This window comes from Streptomyces olivochromogenes, from assembly GCF_021538895.1.
GTDB lineage: Bacteria > Actinomycetota > Actinomycetes > Streptomycetales > Streptomycetaceae > Streptomyces > Streptomyces olivochromogenes_A.
Genome location: NZ_JADDRL010000053.1, coordinates 1 through 15034 on the forward strand (window position 1 = coordinate 1; position 15034 = coordinate 15034).

Sequence of the window (15034 nt, forward strand, 5' to 3'; positions counted from 1 at the left end):
GCCCCCGGAGCCCTCGCCGTCACCGATCCCGCCCGGCCCGGAGCCGGTACCGAGCCCGGAACCGGGGCCACCGCTCACGTGAACGTGGGTGCGGCCAAATCCCGGCAGGCCCGGGCGCGGTCACCCGACACCCGCGCCACCGGGCCGCCCGGGGGCATCCACCGCCACCGGGCCGCCCGGGGGCATCCACCGCCACCGGGCCGCCCGAGGGCATCCACCGCCCCCGGGCGAACAGCGGCGACTAGGCCGTGACCTCCGAGCGGTCCCCGCCCCACAGCGTGTGGAAGGACCCGTCCCGGTCCACACGCCGGTAGGTGTGCGCACCGAAGAAGTCCCGCTGGCCCTGGGTGAGCGCCGCGGGCAGCCGCTCGGCACGCAGGGCGTCGTAGTAGGCGAGCGCCGCGGCGAAGCCGGGCGTCGGCACGCCCTGCCGGGTCGCCGCGATCAGCACCTCGCGCCAGTCGTCCTGCGCCGCCGCGATCTCCTGCGCGAACGTCTCGTCGGACAGCAGGCTCGGCAGGTCCGCGCGGGCGTCGTACGCGGCGCGGATGCGGTCCAGGAAGGCCGCGCGGATGATGCAGCCGCCGCGCCAGATGGCGGAGACCGCGCCGAGGTCGATGTTCCAGTCGTACTCGTCGCTGCCGGCGGCGATCTCGTGGAAGCCCTGCGTGTAGGACACGATCTTCGAGGCGTACAGCGCCTGCTCCACGCGGTCGGCGAAGGCGGCCGCCTCCGACTCGCTCAGCGGGGCGGGCTTCGGCCCGGCCAGGCCCCGCGAGGCCTCGCGCAGCGCCGCGTGGCCGGACAGGGAGCGGGCGAACACCGCCTCCGCGATGCCCGACACCGGGACGCCGAGGTCGAGGGCGATCTGGACGGTCCAGCGGCCGGTGCCCTTCTGCTCGGCCTGGTCCACCACCACGTCCACGAACGGCTTGCCCGTGGCCGCGTCCACGTGCGACAGCACCTCGGCGGTGATCTCGATCAGGTAGGAGTCGAGCCGGCCCGTGTTCCAGGTGCGGAAGATGTCCGCGATCTGCGCGGGGGAGTACCCGGCCACATCGCGCAGCAGCTGGTACGCCTCGCCGATCAGCTGCATGTCGGCGTACTCGATGCCGTTGTGCACCATCTTCACGAAGTGACCGGCGCCGTCCGGGCCGACGTGCGTGACACACGGGGCGCCGTCCGCGGCCTTGGCGGAGATCTTCTCCAGCATCGGGCCGAGCGAGTCGTAGGACTCCTTCGGGCCGCCGGGCATGATGCTCGGCCCGTGCAGGGCGCCCTCCTCGCCGCCGGAGACGCCCATGCCGACGAAGTGGATGCCCTGCTCGCGCAGCGCCTTCTCCCGGCGGCGGGTGTCCGCGAAGTGCGCGTTGCCACCGTCGATGATCATGTCGCCGGGCTCCAGGAGCGGGGCGAACTCCTCGATCACGGCGTCGGTCGGACCGCCCGCCTTGACCATGATGACGAGCCGGCGCGGCCGCTCCAGCGCCGCCACGAACTCCTTGGCGGTCTCGGCCGCGATGAAGTCGCCCTCGTTCCCGAACTCCTCCACCAGCGCGTGCGTCCGCGACGACGTCCGGTTGTGCACCGCGACCGTGTAGCCGTTGCGGGCGAAATTCCGGGCGAGGTTACGGCCCATGACCGCGAGACCCGTGACGCCGATCTGCGCTGAAGTGCTCATACCGCCTGCTCCTCAGGGATCCCAGCGGATCCCGTAGATCCTGCACAGTAGATGCTGCGAAAAGGTGGTGCCGGTAGTGCTGAGTATTGCCGTACTGCCGCTGCGACCATCCTGACGTGCCGGTACGGCGAGCGCACATCCGACCCGCCAGGCTTGATTACGCACGGAAGACCCCCCACGCCTCAGCTGCTTCGGGTGATCCGGCCAACGAGGGCCGATTCCTGGCCACTTGTGGTATCCGGGCGACCGATTGCCGTCTTGTCATGGCCTGTTCGCAGCGCTTACTTTTGCCCCTCCTGACGCATGTCGAGGGGGCTTTCCATGGCCGCAAGCGGCCGGCACCGCCGGTACCAGCCGAACAGGATCAACCGCGCCTCGCTCACCGTCACGGCGGGCGGCGCCGGCATCGCGATCCCGCTGGTCGCCGCCGGGACCGCCGACGCGGCCGACGCGGCCACCTGGAACAAGGTCGCCGCCTGCGAGTCGAGCGGCAACTGGAGCATCAACACCGGCAACGGCTATTACGGCGGACTCCAGTTCACCCAGTCCACCTGGGAGGCCTACGGCGGCACCAGGTACGCCCCGCGCGCGGACCTGGCCACCCGGGACCAGCAGATCGCCGTCGCCGAGAAGGTGCTCGACGGGCAGGGACCCGGTGCCTGGCCGGTGTGTTCGGTGCGCGCCGGGCTCACCGCGGGCGGCGACACCCCCGGCCTGCACACGGAGAGCACCGCCACGCGCCCCGCCACGCACACGGCCGCGCGTCCGGCCAAGAGCTCCGTACGGGACGTACAGCCGCAGAACACGCCGCAGTCGCGGGCGGGCCGGGCGGAGATGTACACGGTCGTGCACGGCGACACGCTCTCCGGCATCGCCCGGGACGAGCACGTCCAGGGCGGCTGGCAGCGGCTGTACGCCGGCAATCGCACGACGGTCGGGCCGGACCCCGACCTGATCCTGCCGGGGCAGCGGCTGAACCTGCGGGGCGGGGCCGCCCCGGCGGCCGACACGCACGCCCCGGCCGCGCCCTCGAAGTCCGCGAAGTCCTCGAAGTCCTCTACGACGAAGCCGAGGAAGACCCACAAGCCCTCGCCCGGGACCCACACGACCTCCACGCACCACACCCACGCGCCGTCGACGAGCGGCCACTCCATGGTCGCTCCGGTGCACGCCGCCCTGGGCACCCCGTACCGGGTGGCGGGGTCGCACTGGTCGAAGGGCTACCACACCGGGGTCGACTTCCCGGTGCCCACCGGCACCTCCGTCAAGGCCGTCGCGGCCGGCCACGTGGTCGCCGCCGGCTGGGGCGGCTCCTTCGGCTACCAGGTGGTCATCCGGCACGCCGACGGCCGCTACACCCAGTACGCCCACCTGTCGGCCATCTCCGTGCGGGCCGGGCAGAGCGTCACGGCGGGGCAGCGCCTCGGCCGCTCGGGGTCGACCGGAAACGCCACGGGCCCGCATCTGCACTTCGAGGTGCGGACGGGGCCCGGTTTCGGCACGGACATCGACCCGGTGGCGTACCTCCGGGCCGGCGGCGTCAGGATTTGACCCGCGAACGGCGCCGGTCCAGGACGGGGAGCGGCACGTACAGCCCGGTGTAGAAGGCGTTGTAGGGGGCCTGGAGGCCGTAGACGTACGCCGGGTCGGGAACCTCCTCGCGGGCCGTGTCCGGCTCCGAGGCGACCCGCTGGTGGGGCAGGGTGACGAGCGCCTCCCCGACCGGCTCCCCGGCCCGTACGGGGACCGCGACGGTGGTCGCGGGCTCGGCGAGGGCGAGCTCCTGCGGGATGGTGGTCCCGGCGATCCCGGTCCCGGCCTCGGGCAGCGCCTGCGTCCCGGTCGTCTCCGGGGCGCTCTGCAGCCGCTCCGTGGTCAGCAGGATCAGACCGCCCGCCGCCACCACACCGCAGCTCAGCGCGAGCGCGGTGCCCGTGGAGCCGTAGCGGAAGGTCTCGCCGAACATGGTGATGCCGACCGCGGCGGCCAGCACCGGGTTCACCACCGTCAGCGTGGCGAGCGGCGCGGCCAGGCCGCCGCCCCGGTAGGAGGCCTGCGACAGCAGCACGCCGGCGACCGCGAACACGCCGATCACGGCCAGGGACGGCACCTCGGTGAGCGAGACGCCGCCGGTCCAGTCGACCGCGACGGTCTTGGTGAACACCGAGGACATGCCGAAGGCTATGCCGGACGCGGTGGCGAGCAGGACGCTGCGCACCGCCGGGTGCCGGTGCGCGGCCCGGCCTGCGAGCATCAGGGCCACGACCGCGCCGCCGGTGACCAGTGCCACGGCCACGCGCTGCGCCGGATCGAGGGAGTGCCCGTCGGCGGTGCCGACCAAGGACAGCAGGCCGGCCAGGCCGACCGTCGCCATGATCGCGCCCCGCCAGGCGGTCGCCCCGGCCTTGCGGCCGACGAAGAGGGCCGCCATGGGCAGCGCGAACACGATCGTCAGGGCACCCAGCGGCTGCACCAGGCTGAGCGGGCCGTAGGCCAGCGCCACCACGTGCAGGAGTCCGCCGAGCCCGTTCAGCGCCACCGCCGCCCACCAGCTCGGCCTGCGCAGCGGCGCGTACTGCCCGTCGGGGGAGGACACCGCGACCTGCTCCTGCACGATCGCTCCGCCCGCGTACGCGACGGCGGAGACGAACGACAGCACCACGGACAACGCGAGGGCACTCATGCTCTGCTCCTCTGCGTGAGGCCGGGGCCCTGGGCCCGGCGCGGCGAACGGTCGGCTTCCATGGTGAACACTCTGCCCGGTCCTGCTCTTCCCGTCGTCGTACCTGAGCAGGCATTGGGTCCTACTGCCGATGGAGTATCCCCGTGCCTCGCTCATCCCCAGGGTGGGCGACGTCGGGTTGAGACCCACTAAAGAGGGCCTTGTGCGGAGCTGGTACTACTCGACCTCGTGGACCTCGACCCCGATCTCGCCGCCCTCCGCGCTCTCGGCGGATTCTTCGTCCTACGGACGGCAGAAGACAGCGCCCGCGGCCGGATTCCGACCCTGGCGGAAAGCTATGGACAAGCCAAGTCGGATGTTTACGGGAGTCCGCTGACTTTCCGTGTCGAGGTGGTCGGACAGCGTCTGCGCACCCGGGAGCCACGGGTCGCCGCGTCCATCGCCCACCAAGGGCTCGCGGCCCGGCTGTGGTCGGTGGCCCTCGGCTGCGCCGCCCTCCACGGCCGGCTGCCCGACCTCGAACCGGCCCTGCTGCGCTGGGACGCGGCAGCCGCCGCCCCCGACGACCTGTGGCTGACCGAGGTGCGCCCGCTGCCCGGCGACGCGGCCGGCCTCACGGCCGCCGTGCTCGACGGTCACCTGCGGCCCCTGGGGGAGGCGTTGCGGGGCCGCTACGGCGTCGCCACGGGGCTGCTGTGGGGCAACGCGGGCTCGGCGCTGGCCGGAGCGGCTCGCGAACTCGACCGGTGGGCACGGGCCGCCGGCCGCACCGACGTGGCCGACCGCGCCCGTACCCTCACCGCCGAGCTGTTCGAACACCCCTTGCTGAGCGCGACCGGCACCCTCACCGGCACCCCCTTCCGGCGCCGCAGCTGCTGCCTCTACTACCGCGTGCCCGGCGGCGGCCTGTGCGGCGACTGTTGCTTCACACGGCCGCCGCGCTCTTCCCCGGGCGCCGCATCTGGGTGACCATGAGAGAACCGGCCGCTGAGACCAGGGGGTTACGGGTGCGAGTGGGACTGCTGAGCCGGGAGTACCCCCCGGACGTGTACGGCGGCGCGGGCGTCCATGTCGAGTTCCTGGCACGGGAGTTGGTGTCGCTGGTCGACCTGGAGGTGCACTGCTGGGGCGAGGGCCGCGGCGTCGGCGTCGTACGCCACCGTCCCTGGTCCGCCCTCGACACCGCCAACGACGCGCTGCGCACCTTCTCCGTGGACCTCGCCATCGCCGCCGCGCTCGAAGGCCGCGAACTCGTCCACTCCCACACCTGGTACGCCAACCTCGCCGGTCATGTCGCCAAGCTCCTGTACGGCGTCCCGCACGTCATGACCGCCCACTCCCTGGAACCGCTGCGCCCCTGGAAGGCCGAGCAACTGGGCGGCGGATACGCCCTGTCCGGCTGGGCCGAGCGCACCGCGATCGAGGCCGCCGACGCGGTGATCGCCGTCTCGGGCGCCATGCGCGAGGACATCCTCGGCTGCTACCCGGCCCTGGACCCGGCCCGCGTGCACGTCGTCCACAACGGCATCGACACCACGCTCTACCGGCCGGACCGCAGAACCGACGTCCTCGGCCGTGTCGGCCTCGACCCGTCCCGTCCCTACGTCCTGTTCGTCGGCCGTATCACCCGGCAGAAGGGCGTGCCCCATCTGCTGCGCGCGGTACGGGACATCGACCCGGCCGCGCAGGTCGTGCTGTGCGCGGGCGCGCCCGACACCCCCGAGATCGACCAGGAGTTCCGCGATCTGTTCCGGGAGCTGAGCCGGGTCCGCGAGGGCGTGCACTGGATCCCGCAGATGCTCCCGCGCGCGGACGTCATCCAACTCCTCACGCACGCGGCCGTGTTCGTCTGCCCCTCGGTGTACGAGCCGCTCGGCATCGTGAACCTGGAGGCGATGGCCTGCGGAACGCCCGTCGTGGCCTCCCGGGTCGGCGGGATCCCGGAGGTCGTCGAGGACGGCAAGACAGGTCTCCTGGTGACGGTGGACGAGGACGACGACGTCTTCGAGGCGGACCTAGCACGGGCCTTGGACACCGTCCTCGGGGACCGGGAGACGGCCCGGCGGATGGGCGAGGCCGGACGGGAGCGCGCGAGGGGCGAGTTCGGCTGGGACACGGTGGCGCGGCGCACGGTGCGGCTGTACGAGGAGATCCTCAAGCAGGCTTAGTCCGCGGCGGTCCCGGGCAGTGTTGGGGCAACCAGGGTGAGGGGAGCGACCATGCGTCGTGGTGGACCTTCAGTTCTCGGAATCGTGCTGGCGGGCGGGGAGGGCAAGCGGCTGATGCCGCTGACCGCGGACCGGGCCAAACCGGCGGTCACCTTCGGCGGCACCTATCGTCTCGTCGACTTCGTCCTGTCCAACCTCGTCAACGCCGACGTGCTGCGCATCTGTGTGCTGACCCAGTACAAGTCGCACTCGCTGGACCGGCACATCACCACTACGTGGCGGATGTCCAGTCTGCTCGGCAACTACATCACTCCGGTACCGGCGCAGCAGCGGCTCGGACCGCGCTGGTATCTGGGCAGCGCCGACGCGATCCTGCAGTCCCTCAATCTCGTCCACGACGAACAGCCCGACTACGTCGCGGTGTTCGGCGCCGACCACGTGTACCGCATGGACCCCCGGCAGATGCTCAGGCAGCACATCGACGGCGGCGCGGGCGTGACGGTGGCCGGCATCCGGGTGCCGCGCTCGGAGTCCTCGGCCTTCGGGGTGATCACCGCCGGCTCCGACGGGCAGACCGTCGAGCGCTTCCTTGAGAAGCCCGCCGACCCGCCCGGGCTGCCGGACGCGCCCGACTGCGTCTTCGCCTCCATGGGCAACTACATCTTCACCACCAAGGCCCTGATCGAGGCGCTGCACCGGGACGCCGAGGACGAGTCCTCCGTGCACGACATGGGCGGCTCGATCCTGCCCCAACTCACCGGCCGGGGGGAGGCGCAGCTCTACGACTTCGGCGACAACCACGTTCCCGGTGAGACCGCCCGCGACCAGGGCTACTGGCGGGACGTGGGCACGCTCGACGCCTACTACGACGCCCACATGGACCTGATCGCCGAGCGCCCCGCCTTCAACCTCTTCAACCGCAGCTGGCCCATCTACACCCACCAGGGCCAGCTCTCACCGGCCCGCTTCAACGCCGGCGGCATCGCGAGCGAGTCCATCATCAGCGCGGGCTGCCTGATCCGCGGCCAGGTCACCCGCTCGGTACTGTCCCCCGGCGTGGTCGTCGACCCGGGCGCCGTCGTCCAGGGCTCGGTCCTCCACGACAACGTCCACATCGGCCGCGGCGCGGTCGTCCGGGGCGCGGTCCTCGACAAGAACGTCGACGTACCGCCCGGCGCGACCATCGGCGTCAACCCGGTGCGGGACACGGAGCTGTACACGGTCTCGAAGGGCGGCGTGATCGCGCTCGGGAAGGGGCAGCGGGTTTCTTAGGTGGCGCGGGGAGGGGGGCGGTGTGTCTCCTGGGCGCTGAGGGGAGGGAGGGGCGGTGCCCTCCTGGGCCTCGAAGGGAAGAGGCGGCGCATTCCCCGGGCGTTGACGGGGGAGAGGCGGCGCATCTCCCGGGTGCAGACGGGGAGGGCGGCCGACGAGGCGGCGATGCGGTCTGGCCGAGGACGCCGCCCCGGCCCATGTGCCTCCCCGGGCCTGTGTGCCTCTGCCGCGCTATTGCCACCGCGGCCCGTGTGCTCGCGGCACGACACCAGTGCTGCAAGGAGCGGGGTGCGGCAGGCGGGTCGGGCATGCTGCCTCCGCCGATTGCATCGGCCCGACCCGCGCGCCTCCGGCTCAACGCCGCCGCGGCTTGGGTTCCGTCGGCTCGACGCCGTCGCTGCGTGCGGTCGGTGCGTCGGGCATGGCGTCGTCGCCCATGGCGCTGACGCGGCGGGGCTGCCGTCTGCCCGAAGGGATCTGCGCGTCCTGCTTGCCGTCGCCTGGTCACGGCGGCTTCGGCCGACGTGTCCTCGCATCGCGACCGTTGCTGCGGCCTGCCTGCCTTCGCTCGGTACCGATGTCGCAGCCCCCGTGCTCCGCTTCGCCAACGCCGCTGAGGCCGATGCGACTCCACCTCGCCGACGCGACCCCGGCCTGACCGCACCCGCCGACCTCCGCCCCTCCGCTGCTGGCGCACCCCGCATGACACCCCTGCCCGGCGGCCCCGCTCCCCGCAACGCGCCCCCGTGAATCTCGTACGCCTGTCCGGAGGCCGTGAGTTCGGGTGCGACGCGTTTACTGTGATGTGGTCCGGATGCCCGGGTTCTAGATCTTCGGCCCTCACGATGCAGACAGCGATGTCGAACCATCGGAGGTCATCCGACATGAGACGGACCCGGCGTACGAGTCTGTGCCTGGCCGGGGTGATGACAGCGTCCGCGCTGCTCGCCGCCCCCGGCGTACGGGCGGCCGAGCCGACCGACGGTCACCTCACCGACCTGGTCAACCCGTTCATCGGGACCCAGAACGAGGGCAACACCTTCCCCGGCGCGGCCGTGCCCTTCGGCATGGTGCAGCTCTCGCCGGACACCGGGCACAGCACCGGCTACGACCACGCGCAGCACCGCATCCGGGGTTTTTCCCTGGTCCACCTCTCGGGCGTCGGCTGCCGGATCGGCGGCGACCTGCCGGTCCTGCCCACCACCGGGGACGTCACACAGACGGACTACGCCGCCTACGCGGCCGAGTTCAGCCACGACGACGAGCAGGCGAGCCCCGGCTACTACCGCGTGGGCCTCGCCTCCGGCATCCGCGCCGAACTGACCGCGACGCCGCGCACCGGCGTGCAGCGTTACACCTTCCCGGCCACCGAGAAGGCCAACGTCCTGCTCAACGCGGGCCAGTCGCTGCACAAGAAGGTGTCGAGCCAGGTCGAGATCCTCGACGACCGCACCGTACGCACCACCATCACCGGCCGCGGCTTCTGCCGGAACACCCTGCCGTACACCGTGCACACGATCACCCGTTTCGACCGGCCGTTCACCGCGTACGGCACCTGGAACGGCACCACCCTCACCCCCGGCTCGCGGACCGGCGGCGACGGCGCCTACGTCCGCTTCGACACCACCCGCGACCGCACCGTCACGGCGACCACCGCGCTGTCCTACGTCGACCGGCCGGGCGCGGCCGTCAACCTCCGTGCGGAGGGCGGCCGTTCGTTCGACGCCGTCCGCGAGGCGGCCCGCCGGGCCTGGGAGCGACGCCTGCGCACCGTCCGCGTGGCGGGCGGCGACGAGACCCGTCGGCGCACCTTCTACTCGTCCCTGTACCGCTCGTTCCTGGCCCCCAACGTGGGCAGCGACGCGGACGGGCGCTACCGGGGCTGGGACCTGCGGGTCCACCGCGCGCTGGGCTTCACGTACTACCAGAACTGGTCCCTGTGGGACACCTACCGCACCCAGGCCCAGCTCCTCTCCCTGCTCGCTCCCCGCGAGGCCCGCGACATGGCGCTGTCCGTGGTGCGGATCGCCGAGGAGGGCGGCTGGCTGCCCAAGTGGGGCTACGCCACGGCCGAGACGAACATCATGACCGGCGACCCGGTGACCCCGTTCCTGACCACCGCGTACCAACAGGGCCTGCTGCACGGGTTCGAGGAGCGGGCCTACCGAGTGCTGCGGCAGAACGCCGACGGCGTGCCGCCGGCCGGCCTCGCGATGGCCGGCCGGGAGGCCAACGCGGAGTACATCGCGGGCGGTTTCGCCCCGTACGTCAAGGGCCGCCCGCAGACGAAGCTCGGCGACTCGGACTACCACCAGGGCGGTTCGGTCACCCTGGAGTACGCGCTGTCGGACGCCATGCTGGCCCAGATGGCCCGCGGCCTCGGCCACCTCGACGACGCCGCCCGGTACGCGGCCCGCGCACGGAACTACCGCAACGTCTTCGACCCGACGACCGGATTCTTCCGCGCCCGCGACGCGTCCGGCGCCTTCGCCGGACCGGCCGACCCGGCCCGCAGCGTGGGCTTCCACGAGGGCACCGCCTGGCAGTACCAGTGGCTGGTGCCGCAGGACCTGCCCGGCCTGATCGGCCTGATCGGCGGCGCACGCGCGACGAACGACCGCCTCGACGCGTTCTTCGCCTACGACCGGCTGCTCGCCGACCCGGAGCGCACCGCCCGCGAGGTGTGGGTGCACGGCAACGCGTACGACTACTACAACGCGGACAAGTACAACCCGCAGAACGAGCCCGACCTCATCGCCCCGTACACCTACCTGTCGACCGGGCAGCCCTGGAAGACCACGGACGTGGTGCACGCCGCGCTGACGCTCTTCACGGACACCCCGACGGGCATGACCGGGAACGATGACCTCGGCACCATGTCCGCCTGGAACGTGCTGTCGTCGATCGGTCTGTTCCCCGTCCAGCCCGGCTACGGCACCTGGGGCCTGTCCACGCCCGTCTTCGACCGCGTCGACCTCGCCCTGGACCGCCGGTACTGGCCGAGCGGGGGCCTGACGGTGACTGCGCCCGGCACCTCGGACGCCGAGCGCTACGTCCAGTCGGTCCGCACGGACCAAGCGCCGTACGGGCGGACCTATCTGACGACGCGTACGCTCCGCACCCTGCGCTCGCTCGCCTTCACGGTCGGGCCGCGCCCGTCCGAGTGGGGTACGTCACCGAAGGCGGCGCCACCGGTGCTGAAGTGACCCCACGTGCCTCATACGTCCCACCCTTCTCCCGAAGGGTGGGGACTTAATCTGCTGTTAACTGTGCGTAGCTTGATCGTACTTGACCGTAATCGCTTCGCAGAGGTTGACTGCTGACCCACCCACCGTCGATGCGAGGCAAGCCCTTGACTTCCGACCTGCTCGCTCCCCTCGACCTGGCGTTCTGGAACATCGAGTCCGAGGGGCACCCGATGCACCTCGGCGCGCTCGGCGTGTTCTCCGCGCACTCGCCCACCGCCGGCGCCCACGCCGCCGACCTGCTCGCCGCCCGGGCAGCCGCCGTGCCCGGCCTGCGGATGCGCATCCGCGACGTGTGGCAGCCGATCGGCTCCCCGCTGGCGCTCCCGCTCGCCTTCGGCGGCGCGACCCGCGAGGCCGATCCGGACTTCGACCCGATGAACCACGTACGGCTGCACGCCCCGACCGCCGACTTCCACGCCGTCGCGGGCGGGCTCATGGAACGCCCCCTCGGGCGCGGCCGGCCGCCCTGGGAGGCGCACGTGCTGCCCGGCGAGGACGGCGTGTCCTTCGCCGTGCTCTTCAAGTTCCACCACGCGCTCGCCGACGGCCTGCGCGCGCTCAAGCTCGCCGCCGGCGTCCTGGACCCGATCGACCTGCCCCGGCGCGCCCCCCGCGCCGTCGAGCCCCCGCGCGGTCCGCTGCCCGACGTGCGCAAGCTGCCCGGCCTGCTGCGGGGCGCCCTGTCCGACGCGGGCCGGGCCCTGGACATCGGCGCCTCCGTCGCCCTGTCCACCCTGGGCGTACGGTCCTCCGCGGCGCTGACCTCCGAGCCCACCGGCACCCGGAGCACCGCCGGGGTCGTCCTCGACCTCGACGAGGTGCACCGCGTCCGCAAGGCCGTGGGCGGCACCGTCAACGACGTCCTGATCGCCGTCGTCGCCGGTGCCCTGCGCCGCTGGCTCGACGAGCGCGGCGACGGCAGCGAGGGCGTGACGCCCCGCGCCCTGATCCCCGTCTCCAAACGCCGCCCGCGCAGCGCCCACCCGCAGGGCAACCGGCTCTCCGGCTACCTGATACGGCTTCCCGTCGGCGACCCCGACCCGCTCGGGCGCCTCGGTACGGTCCGCACGGCGATGGACCGCAACAAGGACGCCGGGCCCAACCGGGGCGCCGGTGCCGTCGCCCTGCTCGCCGACCACGTGCCCGCGCTCGGCCACCGGCTCGGCGGACCGCTGATGAGCCAGGCCGCCCGGCTCTGGTTCGACATCCTGGTCACCAGCGTGCCCCTGCCCGGCCTCGGCCTGAAGCTGGGCGGCCACCCGCTCACCGAGGTGTATCCGTTCGCGCCGCTCGCCCGCGGCCAGTCCCTGGCGGTGGCGATCTCGACGTACCGCGGCCGGGTGCACTACGGCCTCGTCGCCGACGCACGGGCCGTGCCGGACCTCGACGTGCTGGCGCGGGCCGTGACCGCCGAGCTGGAGACGCTGATCGCGGCCTGCGAGTCCTGATCGCGTGTTCCCCGGCTCGCCGTCCCCCGGCTCGTCCGCCCCCGGAGCGCACCCGCCGGCGTCCAGTGCGCGGGCGGGTTTGGCGGCACGGCCGGACGCTCCGTAAAATTCCCCGTTCGAAAGCGGACGCGAGTCGGAGCGCCGCGGGTGACCAGGGAAACGGCAGCGCGATGACGGTGACACAGGACGGCCCGATGGCCGAGGACGAGGCGGTCTACGGCCCCGGCATCGATCCGGAGCGCCTGGCCGTCTGCCTCGGCGTGCTCGAAGAGCTCGAGAAGCTGGAGGTCGACCACCCCGACGCCATCGCGGTGCGCCGGGCCACGGCCGGGATCTACCGCACGGTCAAGCAGCGCCGCCGCCAGGAGCGCCGGGCCGCCAAGACCGCCCACGACAAGGCGGTCACGGAGGCCACGGCGACCGGCTCCGCCCAGCGCATCGACGACGAGACCGAGGGCATCCTGCCGTCGTCGATCACCGAGGCGGGCCGGATCGCGGGGATACTCCAGCGCCCTCGCTCCTGCTACACCTGCAAGGCCCGCTACATCGAGGTCGACTACTTCTACCACCAGCTCTGTCCGGACTGCGCCCGGATGAACCGGGCCAAGCGCGACGCCCGGGCCGACCTGAGCGGCAAGCGCGCCCTGCTCACCGGCGGCCGCGCCAAGATCGGCATGTACATCGCCCTGCGCCTGCTGCGCGACGGCGCGCACACGACCATCACCACCCGCTTCCCCAAGGACGCCATCCGCCGGTTCAAGGCGATGGAGGACTCGGCGGACTGGATGCACCGGCTGGAGGTCGTCGGTATCGACCTGCGCGACCCGGCGCAGGCCGTGGCCCTGGCCGAGCAGGTGGCCGAGGCGGGCCCGCTGGACATCCTCATCAACAACGCGACGCAGACCGTGCGCCGGCTGCCCTCCGCGTACGCGGCCCTGGTCGAGGGCGAGAGTGCCCCGCTGCCCGCCGGGGAGCTCCCCGCCCACCACGTCATCGGCGCCTTCGGCTCCGGCGCCGTGGACGGCATCGCCGCGCTGCCCCTCGGCACCAGCGGCCTGGACGCGCAGAAGGTGGCCGACCTCGCCCTCGTCGCGGGCAACGCCAGCGTCGCCCGGCACCTCGACGGCACCGCCATCGACGCGGGCGGCCTCGTCCCCGACGTCGTCGACACCAACACCTGGGTGCAGAGCATCGAGCAGATCTCCCCGGTGGAGCTCCTCGAAACGCAGCTGTGCAACTACACGGCTCCGTTCATCCTCATCAGCAAGCTGCGCCCGGCCATGGCCGAGGCCGCGAGGAAGGCGGCCCGCGGACGCTCGTACGTCGTCAACGTCTCGGCGATGGAAGGCGTCTTCGCACGCGGCTACAAGGGCGCCGGCCACCCGAACACCAATGCCGCCAAGGCCGCGATGAACATGGTGACGCGGACCAGCGCCCAGGAGATGTTCGAGACCGACGGCATCCTCATGACCTCGGTCGACACCGGCTGGATCACCGACGAGCGCCCCCACTACGACAAGCTGCGCCTCGCCGAGGCCGGCTTCCACGCCCCGCTCGACCTCGTGGACGGCGCGGCCCGCGTCTACGACCCCGTGGTGCGCGGCGAGGCGGGCGAGGACGTGTACGGCGTCTTCCTGAAGGACTACGAGCCGGGCCGGTGGTGACCCGCGACGCGTGACCCGCGATCCCCGCGCGGAGCGTTCACCGGCCCGCGCGGGGGCCCGGATCATCGGGCAGCCCGCGAAGTCTTTCGTGCACCGCGTACGGTCCCGCGCCGGACGCGGCCCGCACGCGGGTCCCGCCGTCCACCAGCAGATCGGCGCCCGTGATCCAGTCCGCCGCGTCCGAAACCAGCCACAGTACGGCCCGCGCGACGTCCTCGGGCTCCCCGATCCGCCCCAGCGGCAGCCCGGCGGCCACCTCGTCCTCGCCACGCTCCCACACGAACCGCGCCAGCTCGGTGCGGACGAGCCCGGGGGAGACGGAATTGACCCGCACCCGGGGCGCGAGCTCGCCCGCGAGCTGCCGGGTGAGATGGAGCAGCGCGGCCTTGCTGGTCCCATAGGCCCCGACCCGCGGCCCGACGTGCTCGGCACCCTCGGTGCAGATGTTGACCACGGCCCCGCCGTGCTCGCGCATCCACCCCCGCCAGGCGCACCGCACCAGGTTGAGCGGCGCCTCCACATTGACGGCGAACGCCGCGCGCCAGGCCGCCGGATCCACGTCCATCAGCGGTCCGTACGGCTGGTTCGTCGCCGCGTTGTTGATCACGACGTCGATGCGCCCGAACTCGTGCAGGACCAGGTCGGTCACCCGCCGTGCATGATCGGCTTCGGCCACGCTGCCGGCCAGGCCGATCCCACCCAGCTCGGCGGCCGCGCGCCGCACGTCGTCCGCGTCGCGTCCGGTCACGCACACCCGTGCCCCGGCCGCCGCGAGCGCCCCGGCGACGGCACGCCCGATCCCGCGGGTGCCCCCGGTGACGACGGCCGCCCTGCCCTCGATCCCGTACGACGACGTCATCGCCGTACCGT

Annotated in this window: 10 protein-coding genes; 7 read left to right on the plus strand and 3 right to left on the minus strand. The window is 72.7% G+C overall.

What is annotated here, in order from left to right:
• Nucleotides 1-241: 241 nt before the first annotated feature.
• The gene (gene gndA, locus IPZ69_RS25420; RefSeq protein WP_235456767.1) at nt 242-1681 is read right to left on the minus strand and encodes an NADP-dependent phosphogluconate dehydrogenase; all 1440 of its coding nucleotides are present in this window, start codon (nt 1679-1681) and stop codon (nt 242-244) included.
• A gap of 321 nt (nt 1682-2002) precedes the next feature.
• On the opposite strand from gndA, the gene IPZ69_RS25425 reads away from it, so the two are divergent.
• Nucleotides 2003-3232 (plus strand): transglycosylase family protein, encoded by a 1230-nt coding sequence (locus tag IPZ69_RS25425; RefSeq protein WP_235456769.1) that lies wholly within the window; start codon nt 2003-2005, stop codon nt 3230-3232.
• Here the strand turns inward: IPZ69_RS25425 and IPZ69_RS25430 are convergent.
• Nucleotides 3222-4364 carry a DMT family transporter gene (locus IPZ69_RS25430; RefSeq protein WP_235456771.1) on the minus strand — a complete coding sequence of 381 codons (1143 nt, stop codon included), beginning with the start codon at nt 4362-4364 and terminating at the stop codon, nt 3222-3224. The two genes, IPZ69_RS25425 and IPZ69_RS25430, sit on opposite strands and share 11 nt — an antisense overlap.
• A gap of 228 nt (nt 4365-4592) precedes the next feature.
• Between IPZ69_RS25430 and IPZ69_RS25435 the strand changes: the two genes are divergently transcribed.
• The 6 genes from IPZ69_RS25435 (at nt 4593) to IPZ69_RS25460 (ending at nt 14164) form a co-directional block, all read left to right on the plus strand.
• Entirely contained in the window at nt 4593-5333 is a 741-nt protein-coding gene (locus IPZ69_RS25435; RefSeq protein ID WP_235456772.1) for a (2Fe-2S)-binding protein, read from the plus strand.
• Between the two features lie 38 nt (nt 5334-5371).
• Nucleotides 5372-6532 (plus strand): glycogen synthase, encoded by a 1161-nt coding sequence (gene glgA, locus IPZ69_RS25440; protein WP_235456773.1) that lies wholly within the window; start codon nt 5372-5374, stop codon nt 6530-6532.
• 51 nt (nt 6533-6583) lie between these two features.
• A complete protein-coding gene (gene glgC, locus IPZ69_RS25445; RefSeq protein WP_235456774.1) occupies nt 6584-7804 on the plus strand; it encodes a glucose-1-phosphate adenylyltransferase in 1221 nt (406 codons plus the stop codon).
• 884 nt (nt 7805-8688) lie between these two features.
• Nucleotides 8689-11010, plus strand: a complete 2322-nt coding sequence (locus IPZ69_RS25450; protein WP_235456775.1) for a GH92 family glycosyl hydrolase — start codon at nt 8689-8691, stop codon at nt 11008-11010.
• 146 nt (nt 11011-11156) lie between these two features.
• Nucleotides 11157-12500, plus strand: a complete 1344-nt coding sequence (locus IPZ69_RS25455) for a wax ester/triacylglycerol synthase family O-acyltransferase (protein ID WP_235456823.1) — start codon at nt 11157-11159, stop codon at nt 12498-12500.
• A 170-nt stretch (nt 12501-12670) separates the two neighbouring features.
• Nucleotides 12671-14164, plus strand: coding sequence for an SDR family NAD(P)-dependent oxidoreductase (locus IPZ69_RS25460; protein WP_235456776.1), 1494 nt, complete (start codon nt 12671-12673; stop codon nt 14162-14164).
• Between the two features lie 37 nt (nt 14165-14201).
• Here IPZ69_RS25460 and IPZ69_RS25465 read toward each other — a convergent pair whose 3' ends face one another.
• On the minus strand, nt 14202-15023 hold the full coding sequence (locus IPZ69_RS25465; protein ID WP_235456777.1) for an SDR family oxidoreductase: 822 nt from the start codon (nt 15021-15023) through the stop codon (nt 14202-14204).
• Nucleotides 15024-15034 lie beyond the last annotated feature (11 nt).

Bases quoted from the DNA above. Each gene is read 5' to 3' on its own strand.
- IPZ69_RS25430 (WP_235456771.1), bottom strand. From the start codon at position 4,364: ATGAGTGCCCTCGCGTTGTCCGTGGTGCTGTCGTTCGTCTCCGCCGTC.
- IPZ69_RS25460 (WP_235456776.1), top strand. From the start codon at position 12,671: ATGACGGTGACACAGGACGGCCCGATGGCCGAGGACGAGGCGGTCTAC.
- IPZ69_RS25425 (WP_235456769.1), top strand. From the start codon at position 2,003: ATGGCCGCAAGCGGCCGGCACCGCCGGTACCAGCCGAACAGGATCAAC.
- gndA (WP_235456767.1), bottom strand. From the start codon at position 1,681: ATGAGCACTTCAGCGCAGATCGGCGTCACGGGTCTCGCGGTCATGGGC.
- glgC (WP_235456774.1), top strand. From the start codon at position 6,584: ATGCGTCGTGGTGGACCTTCAGTTCTCGGAATCGTGCTGGCGGGCGGG.
- IPZ69_RS25450 (WP_235456775.1), top strand. From the start codon at position 8,689: ATGAGACGGACCCGGCGTACGAGTCTGTGCCTGGCCGGGGTGATGACA.
- IPZ69_RS25465 (WP_235456777.1), bottom strand. From the start codon at position 15,023: ATGACGTCGTCGTACGGGATCGAGGGCAGGGCGGCCGTCGTCACCGGG.